Here is a 13,360-nt window from a genome sequence, read left to right as displayed (position 1 = left end):
GTTTCAGCATTCGACGAGACTCCAACGCCTACTGGCGGTATAACCTGTTCAGCCCTTGGTGACGGGGTTAATCGTCACTTACTACGGCCTCGGCTGACTTCTGCACGCTCATCCCGTCGCCTCTCGACGCGCGGTAGCACTATGGCAAACGTGCAGATCTCCCAGGGTAATTCGCGCGACCTTCCTGCTTATGCCTGTCGGATATACGTCACAGCGTTCCGTGCAAGTACTGGGCTTTAACGATTTTCGCCGTCTTACCCCGCTGCGCCGCCTGATCCGCTTCCTGTACGTCAGGCCGGCATTTTGCTTTCAGCTTCCTTCAGATCCGCGATCGCCCGCGACACCCTTGCCTTCAGCTAACACTTCCCCTTGCCGGGTGTGTAGAGGACTTTCACCTCCAAGTCGCCCCTTGGCCACCACGGCCAGGGGACAGCACCCGTCAGGGCGCTACGCGCCATGCCTGGCGCACGAATAATAAACGGCTGCTCTCCCGCATCCGCAACGATACGACCGTCCTGCCACGCCAGCTCTATCGCGACGAGTCCACACCAAGCGAAATGGGCAATTTGTGGGTACATAAATACCTCAGATCTTACGGGATATAGTGGATGAACGCGCAGGTCTGGACTTTGGGACGGATGAACGAGACAAGATAAGCGTATCCGTGCTGGCCGCTGGACGAGCCAGCTGGCCGAACGTCTCGTTGCGTACTGGGAAACTCGGCGATTGATAGCGGGCTATCAGACGGCGCCGTAAGGCTTTACGGTACTGTGCCTGGTGATGAATATCCCTGGCCAGTCGATACAACTCACCATAGCCAATGTCCTTATGCTCCACGACAAACACTTTAACCGCGCTCTGCAATGCGTCGCTGGTCTGACTCAGGGCAATCAGATCTGAGCCGGTGATGGGTAGGGCAGGAATATTATCGGGCAGATGATACAGCCCGCTACGCCTTACGAGAGGCGAGCCAGCGAGCGTAAACGCGGTCCAAACGAGCCCCCCGAAAAGAGCACCCAGCACTATCAGTTGCCCTAGACCAGGCCAGAATCGGTACAGTACCATACCCGCCATCAGCGTACTTCCGGCCCAAATCAGTAGGGCCAGCCATAGTCGGGGCATATGGACGACTATCTTGGGGATACGCTGCGCATTCTCGCGCTTGATGAGGTTTAACACCATGTTTCGGATAAGCGTGACATCATTCTGGGATGACATGAGTGTTGCCTTCCTGTGATTATTCAGAGAGAAAAAACGACACTGTAAAGCTTCTGCCAATATTTTAAGCGGCACCGAAAATACATCCGCATGGCGGGTGGCTGCGCCAACTCAAGCTCACTGATTTTAAGTGCTGATGCCCCATCACGCTTGAGGCGCATAGCATGAAAAGCCGCCATATCGGCTAAGATGCGCTGCTGCCCCATTGAGGTAAGCGGGATAAAATTTTCCATCATACATGCCCCCCTGGCTGCTGTATAACGCGATCAGTAAACCGATTCAGGTGTTTCCCCAGGGGCACTGGATGCCGGTGTTTTTTTGGCTGATGAAAAATTACGCGCTCTGGCCCGGCTTGTAAAACCCTTTAATCACGGACTTCAACGGAAGGCGTACACGACAACGCCCGGACATCATGGCCGGAGCCAATGAAAAGGGTCACGAACCCAGTGTAACCCAAGAACGTGACCGGTTCCCTGGTGTTGTCGTGTAGCGATGTAAAGGTTTTACTTTACACATAAAATGTAAAGGAATGCTAGACAGGCGTCAAGGATAATTGATTGTCTGGGCGACCGATGATAGGAAAAAGACTCAAAGAAGCGCGAAGATTATGTGACATGACGCAAGAGAAGCTGGGGGTAATGATTGGCATTGAGGAAGCTACCGCCCGACAACGCATTTCACAATATGAATTGGGGACTCATACGCCAAAATATTCGCTCGCCTGCCTGATGGCGGAAATCTTGCACGTACCGGAATGCTACTTTTACATCAAAAGTGATGATTTTGCTGATAAAGTATTAGCGCTTTATCAGGCAGAGAACTCTCACTGTGCTACCGACACCAAAGAAAAGTAGGTAAAAAGTCTATTTGATAGCAACAACCACGTTGGCTGATTTTCCGACAACGTTCGGGGACGTATATGCCTATAGTATTATGTCAGGCTGAAACGAGGATATCCGCTGGTCGGTTGCGTTCGTCCTAATGCTGCAACGAATGGATACCCCAAGGATATCTGCTGGACAGACCACACGCCAATCCTAAAGGGCACCATTCTGTCTTGCGTACTACTGCCACACCATCTCTCAGTACCCGCCTCACGCCGCTGGAGCGCAACGGCCGGCAGGTATAGAATCGTCTGAACATGAAGACAGGACCGGAGACGGAGGGTCCGCCCCCGGATCGATAATCAGGTGATAACAGGAGTATTTTTATGAGGATCCGTACTCTTGGCCGTAACGGCCCCACCGTGTCCGCCCTGGGCCTCGGCTGCATGGGCATGAGTGCGTTCTACGGCGACCACAGCGACGAGACCGGCTCGATCGCCGTCATCCGCCACGCGCTTGACCGCGGCGTTACCCTGCAAGGTTGAAATCGCTTGACCCAATGAAAAAGGATCTCTTTCTTTTTTTCTTTATCGGGTTCATTGAAAAGAAGTTCATTGGTTTTGTCTATATCTTTACCGAAAGAGTCAAGATGGCTCCTCGGAATTTTACCGAGTAATTGTTGAATTTCCATACCTTTCTCCTTACTGGAATTTTCAGAGTTACATTAATGTTCACCTGTCTTACTTGATAACATACTTATCATAAGCAACGCACAGATAGTAATAATACTTCCCACTATCTGAATGCTTTCCATCTTTTCTCTTAGAAACAGGTATGCGCCGAAGATCCCAAAAATAGGGACCAAGTTTAGAAACATTCCTGCTAATCCTGCACTGATATTTTTTAATGAAATTAAATAAAATGTGAATGCGAGAGCATATTGAAGGATACCGGATGCTATCGCCAGTAACACAATGCCTATCGATGGAATAGAGAATGTATAATCGGTAACGATATACTCGATAATAAAAGCTAATGTTGTTGCAAGAAGTGCAGTGACTTGTTGAAAAGCAACAATGATAATGGCATCTGCAACCGCTATCGAGCGCGATGTCATCATAACATATACGGCAGCGGCAAGCATACCGGAAATAATAAGAAGATTCCCTATCATACCATTATGTATCAATTCTGACAGACTACTTCCTATTGAAAAGTAGAGGCCAATCAGAATGAAAGACGATAACATAATGAACAATTTACTTAATTTTTCTTTAAAAAACAACGCGGCAATGATCACTATAAATATTGATTCTAACGACTGTAATAGTGCCGCATCCGTTGCTCTGGCGAACGTGAGGCCAATCAACACCAGGATATAGGTCAAAAATGGCTCAAAAAGACCGAGAAAACTCACCTTTTTTAATGATCGTATATCTGGAATTTTTATTTTCTTTATAAGAACAATACACCATATAAAAACAACGCTGGCTGTAAGTCCCCCCCTGTCAGGATAGATGGCATCCCCTACTGAAAATCTAATTGGGGGTAGTGGAGCCTGACATGAAACGTTATTCACCTGAACGTAAAGCTGCTGTTTTGGACAAATTATTACCTCCTCACAACATGACTGTTAGCGCACTTGCACAGCAAGAAGGAATATCGGAAGCTACCCTTTACAACTGGCGTATTCAGGCCAAATTGGAGGGAAAGCCCGTGCCCGGAGCGAATAAAACTACCGAACAATGGTCGACCGAAGCCCGTTTTGCCGTGATCGTGGAAACTGCCACACTCAGTCAAGCCGAGTTAGGCGAATATTGCCGTCGTAAAGGGCTTTATCCAGAACAAATAGCCCAGTGGAAACAAGACTTCCTTCAAACGCCACAACCCGATACCCGGCAGTCGCAAAAACAGGCCCAAAAAGAAATCAAAGGGCTGAAGCGAGAACTGGCCCGAAAGGAAAAAGCCCTGGCGGAGGCGGCCGCGTTGCTGGTGTTGCGAAAAAAGCTCAATGGTTATTACGGGATAGCAGACGAGGACGACTGACGCCAGCGAACGAGCGAGTGCAATTTATCCGGTGGATAGGCGAGGCGACGAGCGCCGGTGCGCGCTTGCTCCCCGCCTGCCGAGAAGTGGGCATCAGCCTGCGCACCTGGCGGCGCTGGAACGGGCAGGCCGAAGACCGCCGGCCTTCGGCGGTGCGCCCACGACCGGCCAATAAGCTGACACTCGCCGAAGAACATCAAATACTGGCCGTGTGTCACGAGCCGGAGTATGCCAGTTTGCCGCCGGCGCAAATCGTGCCACGTCTGGCGGACACAGGGGTCTATCTAGCCAGCGAATCGACGTTTTACCGGATCCTGCGGCGCCACGGTCAGGTGCATCATCGAGGGCGTAGCCGGGCACCGCTGAAGGTCAATAAACCGACCAGCTATCAGGCGCTTGCGCCCCGCCACGTGTGGACATGGGACATCACCTGGCGTGCGCCCGGAGCTCAGGGCTGGCAAGGAAGCTAAATATGAGCCACGAACTGATCTGAAATCCGCCGCTTGTCGACAGGAGTCTGACAAGCGGCGGCAGTGTCTGGTTGTGCAGACACATGAGCCCGAGCGGCAGTGTCTCATTGTATGCTGGTGAGGTGATGAAGCCCGCTGACAACGGGGGGTGAGGCGAACTCGTTAAGCCAAGATGCTCCTCCAGGCTGAGTAGTGGACGGATGAAGAACATGAACCGATTAATCCGCGTCTATGGGTTGAAATGTCACCACCCCCTACACGGGTTAACAGGGGGTACAACGTTAGACGTTCTTTACATGTAGGATGGAGCGTGTCGATTGGCCACTTTACAGCCACGAATATGGCCATGGACTGACGCAATACCACAATTCTGTGTCAGAGCGTTATCGCCTCACAGAATGATGAGGGTAAAGACTGCGATCGGCATCCACCCCACTATGTTTGAGTTCAGGTCAGTAAACCGGGGAAGGTCTGTTTGGCTGTTAAGGGAGCATGACCCCGATGACAAACAGGCTGGCGGAGCTCCCGTAGTAGTCCGCGATGGGGAAAGCCCATTACATGGCGAAGGGGAGCAGTTTATATATGTTTGTAGAACAAACTACCTGACTGAAGTGAGGTGAAGACCTTTGATAATCAGCGAAATGCAATGCAAACTGGCAACGTGGGCGGATACCGAGCCGGATCGTAAAATGGATCGGTTATTGCGCCTGATTGCACACCCGATATGGCTGGCAGAAGCAGCACGGAAAACGCTGGCATCCCGAGGTAGTTACACGCCTGGGATAGACGGCATAACCAAACTGCATCTGGAAAACCGGTTGTTGGAAACTCTGGCTCAGCTCCGTCAGGAACTACTGTCGGGTGACTATCAACCGGCCCCCGCCCGGCGTGTGTACATTCCAAAAGCGAACGGGAAACTGCGCCCACTGGGGATACCTACATTACGGGATCGTATTATCCAGCGGGCCATGTTGATGGCAATGGAGCCCATCTGGGAAAGTGATTTCCACCGTCTTTCCTATGGATTTCGTCCGGAACGCAGTGTGCATCACGCTATCCGCACAGTGAAACTTCAACTGACAGATAAACGTGACACCAGTGGACGGTGGGTCATCGAAGGTGACCTTTCCAGTTACTTCGACACAGTACATCACCGGCTGTTGATGAAGGCGGTACGGCGACGGATCTGCGATCAGCGGTTCTTGTCGTTGCTCTGGAAAATCATCAAAGCCGGCCATGTTGATGCCGGACTGTTTCGTGCGGCCAGCGAGGGGGTTCCGCAAGGCGGGGTTATCTCGCCCCTACTGGCGAACATTATGCTGCATGAATTCGATCAGTATCTTGAGCGCCATTATCTTGGTACAAAGCCGCGTCAAGACCGATGGTATAACAACCATAGCATCAAGGTCGGTCGTCGGTCGGCGATCCAAGGGAAGTGGCAATGGCAACCCGCTGTAGCTTACTGCCGTTATGCTGATGATTTTATCATTATCGTAAAGGGTACCAAAGCGCATGCTGAAGCCATTCGGAACGAATGTCGCGATGTGCTTGAAGGAAAGTTGAAGCTGGCGCTGAACATGGAAAAGACCCGGGTCACCCATGTAAACGACGGCTTCACGTTTCTCGGTCATCGGCTTATTCGGAAACGAAGTCGCGACGGCATAATGCGGGTAGTCAGCACGATCCCACGAGAAAAGGCAAGAAACTTCGCCGCATCGCTGACTCAGTTATTGTCGGGAAACTTCGACGCCAACAAGATCGATATGGTCGACACACTGAACAAGAAGCTTCAAGGCTGGGCGAATTTCTACCAATTTGTCGACTTCAAAGCCAAAGTGTTCAGCCATATCGACGGTGTGGTGTTCTGGAAACTGACACACTGGCTGTCGCGGAAATACCGGACAGCAATCAAGCCGCTGATGCGACGCTGGTTTAAGCTCCCGCTCAACGGGTCAGCAAAGACCTGGGTTCTGTTTGGTACCAATCGCCAAAGCAGTCGATGCCGGGTGGAACTGATACGTTTAGTTGGGCGAGGTAAACGGCAATTCCGCTGGCGACTTCCTGAAAGCAATCCTTACCTCAGGAAGGAAGAACGCAATACGTTTACCTCACGCTATCGCGACGTTGCCATGGCCATGAGCCGTGTATAAATGGAGAGCCGGATGCGCTGAAAGGTGCATGTCCGGTTCGGAGAGGAGAGGCAAGGAAATAGTTCGACTACGCCTTGTCTCTTACTCTACTCGCGTCACGAGTCCGTGGCCGGTATTTTTATCTGTATCTGATAGAAGATATCTTTAGCCGGAAAATCGTCGGTTACGAGGTTCACGAAGAAGAAAATGGTGACCAGGCCGCCGCCCTGCTGCAGCGTACCGTGCTGCGTGAACAGTGCTACCGGCAACCTTTGGTGCTGCACGCCGATAATGGGGCGCCGATGAAATCCCAAACGCTGAAAGCAAAGCTGGAAGAACTGCAGATCACCGGTTCGCACAGCCGGCCGCGGGTCAGCAACGACAATCCGTATGTAGAGTCGCTGTTCAGAACGCTGAAATATGTTCCAGCGTGGCCGTCATCGGGCTTCCTGGACCTAAATGAGGCAAGACAGTGGGTTGAGTGTTTTAGCCGATGGTACAACGAAGAGCACCGGCATAGCGCTATCGGTTATGTGACGCCGGAACAACGCCATCAGGGGCATGACATTGCCCTGTTGGCAAACCGAAAAGCCTTGTATGAATCAGCCCAAAGGGCCAACCCGGAACGATGGTCAAAACACTGTCGCCAATGGCAACGTGTCGAAGTGGTGATGTTGAATCCGGATAAGCCGGAAACAGCGCTGGAAAATGCAGCATAAAAAATGACTAAGGGTGCCAACATCCTTGACAGCCGCCGAAGTTGTATTAATAAGAGCATTATCGGCGGAAAGCTTTGCAAAGCCCCCTTAGACATGACTAAGGCCATACCCCAGCAAAAAGCTGCCAGAATAGCAAACGCAGCGCCCTTAATATGAACGTTTGGTATCATAGTCCACCTGGTGTGGTTTAAATAAAATAATAACTATTTTGACGGTTCTGCTGGACAACACTCCTGCGGACAAGCATTCAAATCGCAAAGCCGACACACAGAATCTGACGTCTGGCGGTCGGTCACGGTATTTTCTAATATTTTTGAAATAAGCACCAAAAAAATGTCTTTTTCTTCCCCTTTTAACGGAGAAATAAGCTGCTCCAACACGCTATATCGCTCTTTGAGGATTTTTTGCATTTCTTCCATGCCTTTACTGGTTAAATGCAACGTAGCTGAACGACTATCTGTGACCGCGCGCTCTTTATAAACCAAACTCTGCTCTTCCAGTTTCTGAACCAGGCGCGTGGCAGCTGACTGCCCCAACGACAATGCGGACTGCAAATTGCTTAGCTGATTAGAGAAAAGGCCAATTTGAACCAGCGCAGAAGGATAAGAGGCATTCATTCCCAAGGCTTCGCTCGTTGCGGCAGAGATACGATCGGAAACTGAGAGGCAAAAAGCCCCCATGATGTTAAGTAGGCGTAGTTCGGACTGATTCATCAGCACACCCCATTGGGTTATGAATACTTAGCTTGTTATACATGTATCACTCATGCATTTACTTGGCAAGTATTATCCACTAACTATGTAGGTGTTCTTATCCAATGCTGTTCTGCGGGATCTTCCACGTCGCCATCACCATCTAAACTGATCGCATAGCGCCCCTGAGCAAACAGCATCAGGCGCCGAACCCATTCAGCCCGGTTGGCTGCATGTCGATTTCTTTCACCGTGTCCAGCCATTCTCCTTGTTGCCGGTTGTAGCCCCCTGCTCTGCTCCGGCCGCCTCTCTTTCAGCTTGGCCACTGCACGATCAAGATGCTGGGAAAAGCAAAGCTAAGGTTTGCGTGGTAATACTTTTATTATATTAATTTCTTTGAAATTCTCCTGCAGCATGTCTTGATTCATACTTGCTTTTCAATCACGAGGAGAAATGACGATGCGAATGAGAATACTAGGTAAAGATTTTACCGTTTCGGCTATGGGTTATGGCGCCATGGGCTTGAGCGAATTCTACGGAGAGGCCAAGGATACTGATTCTCTTGAGGTATTAAAAACGGTCATCGAAAGTGGCGTTAATTTACTCGACACCGCTGATATCTATGGGCGAGGACACAATGAACGCCTGATCGGTCACTTTCTTGGCACGCTGAAAGGTCGTCAGCGTGAACAGATTAACATCGCCACCAAGTGTGGTATTTACCGACCGGTTGAAGCGGCGTATGCACGCAGCATTAACAACGAACCGGACTATATACGCCGCTGCTGCCATGATTCATTACAACGGTTAGGCATCGAGCGTATTGACCTCTATTATCTGCACCGCATTAACCCGCAGGCGTCGATTGAAGAAAGTATGTCCTGCTTGAGCGAGTTGGTGAAGGAAGGCAAAATTGCGCATGTTGGGTTGTGCGAAGTCTCCGCCACAACGCTTGAAAAAGCCCATCGGGTTCATCCGGTCACGGCGTTACAAACTGAATATTCCTTGTGGACTCGTGATATCGAACAGAATATTTTGCCTACGGCCATCCGCCTAGGTATCGGTGTGGTCCCTTATTCGCCCTTGGGACGCGGTTTTCTGACGGGGAAATATTTAAACAACGCCGATTTTTCCGATGACGATTTCCGCAAAAACAATCCCCGTTTCAGTGATGAAAATTTACACTCTAATGCCAAGATCCTTAATGCCATCGAGCCGTTGGCTACGAAATATCAATGTACGCTCGGCCAGCTATCACTTGCCTGGCTGCTGGCGCAATATGACCAGATAGTTCCTATCCCTGGCACGAAAAATAGCCGTTATGCACGGGAAAATGCCGCAGCAGCAGACATTGAGTTAAGTGAAGACGATGTGGTTTTTATCACCAAACTGAAAGACCAGATCGAGATAAAAGGCGAACGTTATAGTCAGGAAGGCATGAAAGGTGTCAATGCGTAACGTTATTATCCAGGCAACCGAAGAGTGAAAACGCAAAAAGGCTGAAAACTTTACTCAGCCGTTTTGTGATTTACGTCAGCACGTCATTAACCGCGCTCTACCGCCAAGGCGACACCTTCTCCGCCCCCTATGCACAACGCGGCCATGCCTTTATGCAAGTTGTTACGCCGCATGTGGTGAATCAGTGTCACCAGTATTCGACAACCCGAGGCGCCGATCGCGTGGCCCAAGGCAATGGCACCCCCATTGGGGTTTACGCGATCCAGGGAAATGTGCAGTTCTGACAAAACCGCCAGCGCTTGTGCGGCAAACGCCTCGTTAGACTCCAATACGTCAAGTTCAGCTATTTCCCACATCTGCTCTTTCAAACAGCGACGAATGGCTTCGATCGGTGCGGCACCCATTATTTCAGGCTCAATACCGGAATTCGTAAAGTGCCCCACGGTCACCAGGGGCGTTAAGCCCAGACTGCCGGCTTTTTCCCGGCTGCATAACATGACCGCAGCCGCACCGTCATTCAGTGATGAGGCGTTGCCGGCAGTGACCGTTCCTGCTGCCTGGAACACCGGTTTCAACAACGACAATTTATCGTAGCTGGTTTCGCGCGGCCCTTCATCCTGGTCGAAACGGATGGTTTCGCCTTTTCTGTTGGCGAATTCGAAAGCTACGATCTCATCGAGAAAATGCCCATCCCGCTGCGCTTTTAACGCCCTCTGATGGGAAACCGCCGAGTATTCATCCTGCCGTAAACGTGAAATACCGAATTGTCTGGCGACATTTTCCGCCGTGACCCCTATATGAAAATCATGAAAAGCATCCCACAGACCATCCTGAATAAGGGTATCTTTCAGATCGGCATGCCCGAGGCGCAATCCTTTACGCGCCGCGTTAAGGATATGCGGCGCCAGCGACATATTTTCCTGGCCCCCGGCAATCACACATTCCGCGTCACCGCACTGGATCGCCTGCATCGCTAGATGAACGGCTTTCAGGCCTGAGCCGCAAACCTTGTTGATGGTCAGCGCATGAATTTTCACCGGTAAGCCGGCCTTTAAGGCGGTTTGGCGCGCGGGGTTCTGGCCACATCCCGCGGTCAGGACTTGCCCCATGATAACCTGATCTATCTCATGGGCGGCGACGCCGGTTTCTTTTAACAGAGCCTGGACCACGGCACTACCCAATGTGACGGCGGCTTGCTCGGCCAGAGCACCCTGAAAATTGCCAGTGGCCGTCCGTTTTGCTGCGACTATCACGACGTCTCTCATGTTGCGTTTCCTTTATCACCCGTTTTTCTGTGTAGTCTGAGCAATAGCCAGACGATAAGCGGTCAGTCCGTTCATGCAGGCGGGAACGCCTGCATAGATCGCCATTTGGATGACAATTTCGAGCAATTCTTTCGGTGTCACGCCGACGTTCATCGCTCCGCGCATATGCAGCTCCAGTTGCGGCTGTGCAGTGCCCAACGTGATTAATGAAGCCACGGTGATCATTTCCCGGGTTTTAAGGTCCAATCCGTCACGCCCGACGACGGCGCCAAAAGCGTAATCGGTGATCAATTGCGGTAAGTCGGCGTCAAGCTCGGCTAAACGGTTGCTGACTTTATCTGCCAAACCCGACTCAATTTGGTTCATTATCGAGCGACCGTATTCGGTTAAATCTTTGCCTGATTTCATGCTGTGCCCCCAGTCAATACCGCCGCTTGCTCGGTTCTCACCGGAATAATGGCGACCAATAACAATGACAAGACAATCGCCACGCCGGCAATGCTCATCAATACCGGAATACTCAGGCTGGCAACCAGCCATGCACCCGCCAGAGCGCCACAGCCTATCGCGGCGTTAAAAAAGGAAACGTAAATCGCTGAGGCGGGAAAGGCATTGTCACCGGCCAGCCTTAATACCCATGTCTGGAAACCCACGAAAATGCCGGACACCGCCAGGCCCCAGACAACGATCAGCGCCAGAATTTGACCGATAGCTAATGTCTGCCCCCATTGCCCAAGGGTTATCAGAACAGCGGCAATCAGCAGGATGGACAGCGAAACCATGGGTTTCAGCCATTTATCGATCAGCATTCCGGTGAGGAAATTACCGGCTAAACCGGCGATACCAAACACGAATAACATCACCGGGATCATGCGGGAGGACAGGGAATGGACGCTTTGCAGCCAAGGTTCAATAAAAGTGAAGGCGGCGAAATGCGCAGTGATGGCGAGCAGGGTAGCGGCGTAGATTTTCCACAGTGGACCCGAGCGCATAACGCGACCTAAAGCGGCCAGGCCCAGCGTGCTACTGCTTTTGACTTTGGGCACGATAAACGCGATGCCCAGAAACGTTATCACGCTGAGCAGCGACATCATCCAGAAGGCCGGCCGCCACCCGAGGTTCAGGCCTATATAGTTTGACAGGGGCACGCCAAAAACGCTGGCGGCTGAAACACCCCCAAACACGATGGACGTCGCCACGCCAATAAAACGTGCGGGGACTAATGAAACCGCCGTGGCGCCGATCATTGCCCAAAATGCCCCATGAGCCAATGCACCGATAACGCGGGCTGCCAATAGCCATTGATAATTGTTTACCGAAGCGCATAAGCTATTGGAAACTAGAATGATTAACGTCAGTACCAACAGCAGCATTTTTTTAGGCAAGTTCCCCAACAAAAGCGACGAGAGCAGCGCGCTGATCGCTCCGACCCAGGCATACAAGGTCACGGTCAGCCCAATCATCGATTCTGACTGGTGCAACCCCTGGGCCATAGGTGTTAACAGGCCAATCGGCGCAAGTTCAGTGGTGACAATGGTGAACGTGGACAGTGCCAAAATAATCAACGATAGCCATGTTTGCAGAGTGAGCGGCTGATTATCATTTAATGTATTTTTCATACTATTCCTTAATGTGAGGGAATATTCTCTTTGAGAATTTTCCATTGATTCTTTTCAGCATATTCAGCAAGATTTGAATATTCCCCGACACAGACAGGATGACCGATGGTTTCTAGCATAGGAATATCTGAAAGATCGTCACCATAGGCATAACTCGTCATGAGGTTAATGTTTTTTCCATGACTGAATGCTAACAACGCTCGCTGTTTTCCCATGCCTATAGTTTGTGGCTCACCAATTTCCCCGGTCAACAGGCCTTTATCATTCAACAGTAATGGAGTGCAAAGGATAGCGTCAGCGCCCAGGCGTCGACCTAACGGTTTAAGTAAAGGCAACATTGACCCTGAAATAAAAACAACAACCTGTCCATTAATTTTATGTTGTTGAAGTGCTTCCACGGCACAAGCAATATAGGTCTCATTATGGGATAAATATTTATTGAACCATGCTTCACCCATATGATAGAGATCTTCAATATCAACGCCAGCGAATTCACGATAATACATTTTGTTAAGTTCTTCTCTGGTCACACCCTGTGCAACCGCATTTTTAAAATTGGCAGTAAATTGTTGATGTTTTGATGTCCATTGTCGGCTCTCACTCCAATATTGATAAAAATGAAACATGCTTTTCATTTTTATCAATGTTTCATCGACATCGAAGAAGGCGGCCGTTAATTTCACTTTTCCTCCCCGTAGTCTTTTCTACGACTTTGGAGGGGGAAAGTGGGGTCGTTGCCTAATACGCCGGCATCGGACCAACGGGAAGGAGGCAATTCAACAATCACCACTGAAATTTTATCCAGCGGCGCACCGCAATGTATATGAACGGAGCGAGTGATTTCATCGACTAAATTTTTTACTTTAGCCTCGTCATTCATTTTCCAGGTGGTTATTTGGACAAATGGCATTGTTCTATTC

General features: G+C 50.5%; 15 protein-coding genes and 2 pseudogenes. 7 read left to right on the top strand and 10 right to left on the bottom strand.

Annotated elements, in window-relative coordinates:
- Positions 1-585 precede the first annotated feature (585 nt).
- Both ACL2XP_RS10895 and ACL2XP_RS10890 read right to left on the bottom strand, forming a co-directional pair.
- Positions 586-1,218 (bottom strand): hypothetical protein, encoded by a 633-nt coding sequence (locus ACL2XP_RS10895; protein ID WP_413730233.1) that lies wholly within the window; start codon positions 1,216-1,218, stop codon positions 586-588.
- A 23-nt stretch (positions 1,219-1,241) separates the two neighbouring features.
- The gene (locus tag ACL2XP_RS10890; RefSeq protein WP_413730232.1) at positions 1,242-1,454 is read right to left on the bottom strand and encodes a hypothetical protein; all 213 of its coding nucleotides are present in this window, start codon (positions 1,452-1,454) and stop codon (positions 1,242-1,244) included.
- A gap of 336 nt (positions 1,455-1,790) precedes the next feature.
- On the opposite strand from ACL2XP_RS10890, the gene ACL2XP_RS10885 reads away from it, so the two are divergent.
- Together ACL2XP_RS10885 and ACL2XP_RS10880 are read left to right on the top strand one after the other, a co-directional pair.
- The gene (locus tag ACL2XP_RS10885; RefSeq protein WP_413730231.1) at positions 1,791-2,072 is read left to right on the top strand and encodes a helix-turn-helix transcriptional regulator; all 282 of its coding nucleotides are present in this window, start codon (positions 1,791-1,793) and stop codon (positions 2,070-2,072) included.
- A 356-nt stretch (positions 2,073-2,428) separates the two neighbouring features.
- Positions 2,429-2,578, top strand: a pseudogene (locus ACL2XP_RS10880) (aldo/keto reductase); the annotation flags it as partial.
- Here ACL2XP_RS10880 and ACL2XP_RS10875 read toward each other — a convergent pair.
- Together ACL2XP_RS10875 and ACL2XP_RS10870 are read right to left on the bottom strand one after the other, a co-directional pair.
- Positions 2,506-2,733 carry a hypothetical protein gene (locus tag ACL2XP_RS10875; protein ID WP_413739315.1) on the bottom strand — a complete coding sequence of 76 codons (228 nt, stop codon included), beginning with the start codon at positions 2,731-2,733 and terminating at the stop codon, positions 2,506-2,508. The pseudogene ACL2XP_RS10880 and the gene ACL2XP_RS10875 sit on opposite strands and share 73 nt — an antisense overlap.
- Before the next feature lie 33 nt (positions 2,734-2,766).
- Positions 2,767-3,621, bottom strand: a complete 855-nt coding sequence (locus tag ACL2XP_RS10870) for a DMT family transporter (RefSeq protein WP_413730230.1) — start codon at positions 3,619-3,621, stop codon at positions 2,767-2,769.
- Here ACL2XP_RS10870 and ACL2XP_RS10865 point away from each other — a divergent pair.
- From ACL2XP_RS10865 to ACL2XP_RS10850, 4 genes and pseudogenes are all read left to right on the top strand, one after another.
- Positions 3,606-4,088, top strand: a complete 483-nt coding sequence (locus tag ACL2XP_RS10865) for a transposase (protein WP_203524861.1) — start codon at positions 3,606-3,608, stop codon at positions 4,086-4,088. The two genes, ACL2XP_RS10870 and ACL2XP_RS10865, sit on opposite strands and share 16 nt — an antisense overlap.
- Before the next feature lie 86 nt (positions 4,089-4,174).
- Positions 4,175-4,558: a helix-turn-helix domain-containing protein gene (locus tag ACL2XP_RS10860; RefSeq protein WP_413738550.1), complete on the top strand. Its 384-nt coding sequence runs from the start codon at positions 4,175-4,177 to the stop codon at positions 4,556-4,558.
- A 641-nt stretch (positions 4,559-5,199) separates the two neighbouring features.
- Positions 5,200-6,708 (top strand): group II intron reverse transcriptase/maturase, encoded by a 1,509-nt coding sequence (gene ltrA / locus ACL2XP_RS10855; protein WP_413731055.1) that lies wholly within the window; start codon positions 5,200-5,202, stop codon positions 6,706-6,708.
- 68 nt (positions 6,709-6,776) lie between these two features.
- Positions 6,777-7,406 (top strand): annotated as a pseudogene (locus tag ACL2XP_RS10850) (transposase); the annotation flags it as partial.
- A gap of 203 nt (positions 7,407-7,609) precedes the next feature.
- Here the strand turns inward: ACL2XP_RS10850 and ACL2XP_RS10845 are convergent.
- A complete protein-coding gene (locus tag ACL2XP_RS10845) occupies positions 7,610-8,119 on the bottom strand; it encodes a MarR family winged helix-turn-helix transcriptional regulator (protein ID WP_413730228.1) in 510 nt (169 codons plus the stop codon).
- 438 nt (positions 8,120-8,557) lie between these two features.
- On the opposite strand from ACL2XP_RS10845, the gene ACL2XP_RS10840 reads away from it, so the two are divergent.
- Positions 8,558-9,556, top strand: coding sequence for an aldo/keto reductase (locus tag ACL2XP_RS10840; RefSeq protein ID WP_413730227.1), 999 nt, complete (start codon positions 8,558-8,560; stop codon positions 9,554-9,556).
- 86 nt (positions 9,557-9,642) lie between these two features.
- On the opposite strand, the gene ACL2XP_RS10835 is transcribed toward ACL2XP_RS10840, so the two are convergent.
- From ACL2XP_RS10835 to ACL2XP_RS10815, 5 genes are read right to left on the bottom strand one after another with little or no spacing between them, the layout of a single operon-like run.
- Complete coding sequence (locus ACL2XP_RS10835) at positions 9,643-10,821, bottom strand: acetyl-CoA C-acetyltransferase (RefSeq protein ID WP_413730226.1); 1,179 nt, start codon at positions 10,819-10,821, stop codon at positions 9,643-9,645.
- Positions 10,822-10,836: 15 nt separating this feature from the next.
- Positions 10,837-11,229 carry a carboxymuconolactone decarboxylase family protein gene (locus tag ACL2XP_RS10830; protein WP_413730225.1) on the bottom strand — a complete coding sequence of 131 codons (393 nt, stop codon included), beginning with the start codon at positions 11,227-11,229 and terminating at the stop codon, positions 10,837-10,839.
- The gene (locus ACL2XP_RS10825; protein ID WP_413730224.1) at positions 11,226-12,440 is read right to left on the bottom strand and encodes an MFS transporter; all 1,215 of its coding nucleotides are present in this window, start codon (positions 12,438-12,440) and stop codon (positions 11,226-11,228) included. The genes ACL2XP_RS10830 and ACL2XP_RS10825 overlap by 4 nt, the downstream gene beginning before the upstream one ends.
- A gap of 8 nt (positions 12,441-12,448) precedes the next feature.
- On the bottom strand, positions 12,449-13,123 hold the full coding sequence (locus ACL2XP_RS10820) for an HAD-IB family hydrolase (RefSeq protein WP_413730223.1): 675 nt from the start codon (positions 13,121-13,123) through the stop codon (positions 12,449-12,451).
- Entirely contained in the window at positions 13,120-13,350 is a 231-nt protein-coding gene (locus ACL2XP_RS10815) for a tautomerase family protein (protein ID WP_413730222.1), read from the bottom strand. Before ACL2XP_RS10815 ends, ACL2XP_RS10820 begins: the two co-directional genes overlap by 4 nt.
- Between the last annotated feature and the right edge of the window lie 10 nt (positions 13,351-13,360).

The sequence above is a fragment of the Sodalis sp. RH21 genome, from assembly GCF_047324175.1.
In the GTDB taxonomy this organism is placed as follows: Bacteria; Pseudomonadota; Gammaproteobacteria; order Enterobacterales; family Enterobacteriaceae; genus Acerihabitans.
The sequence above is the reverse complement of the archived record's forward strand: the minus strand, read 5'-3'. Positions and strand labels throughout refer to the sequence as shown.

Excerpts from the sequence above, each read along its gene's own strand:
- ACL2XP_RS10835 (WP_413730226.1), bottom strand. The coding sequence starts at position 10,821 with ATGAGAGACGTCGTGATAGTCGCAGCAAAACGGACGGCCACTGGCAAT.
- ACL2XP_RS10895 (WP_413730233.1), bottom strand. The coding sequence starts at position 1,218 with ATGTCATCCCAGAATGATGTCACGCTTATCCGAAACATGGTGTTAAAC.
- ACL2XP_RS10825 (WP_413730224.1), bottom strand. The coding sequence starts at position 12,440 with ATGAAAAATACATTAAATGATAATCAGCCGCTCACTCTGCAAACATGG.
- ltrA (WP_413731055.1), top strand. The coding sequence starts at position 5,200 with ATGCAATGCAAACTGGCAACGTGGGCGGATACCGAGCCGGATCGTAAA.
- ACL2XP_RS10865 (WP_203524861.1), top strand. The coding sequence starts at position 3,606 with ATGAAACGTTATTCACCTGAACGTAAAGCTGCTGTTTTGGACAAATTA.
- ACL2XP_RS10830 (WP_413730225.1), bottom strand. The coding sequence starts at position 11,229 with ATGAAATCAGGCAAAGATTTAACCGAATACGGTCGCTCGATAATGAAC.
- ACL2XP_RS10890 (WP_413730232.1), bottom strand. The coding sequence starts at position 1,454 with ATGATGGAAAATTTTATCCCGCTTACCTCAATGGGGCAGCAGCGCATC.
- ACL2XP_RS10885 (WP_413730231.1), top strand. The coding sequence starts at position 1,791 with ATGATAGGAAAAAGACTCAAAGAAGCGCGAAGATTATGTGACATGACG.
- ACL2XP_RS10815 (WP_413730222.1), bottom strand. The coding sequence starts at position 13,350 with ATGCCATTTGTCCAAATAACCACCTGGAAAATGAATGACGAGGCTAAA.
- ACL2XP_RS10875 (WP_413739315.1), bottom strand. The coding sequence starts at position 2,733 with ATGGAAATTCAACAATTACTCGGTAAAATTCCGAGGAGCCATCTTGAC.
- ACL2XP_RS10845 (WP_413730228.1), bottom strand. The coding sequence starts at position 8,119 with ATGAATCAGTCCGAACTACGCCTACTTAACATCATGGGGGCTTTTTGC.
- ACL2XP_RS10840 (WP_413730227.1), top strand. The coding sequence starts at position 8,558 with ATGCGAATGAGAATACTAGGTAAAGATTTTACCGTTTCGGCTATGGGT.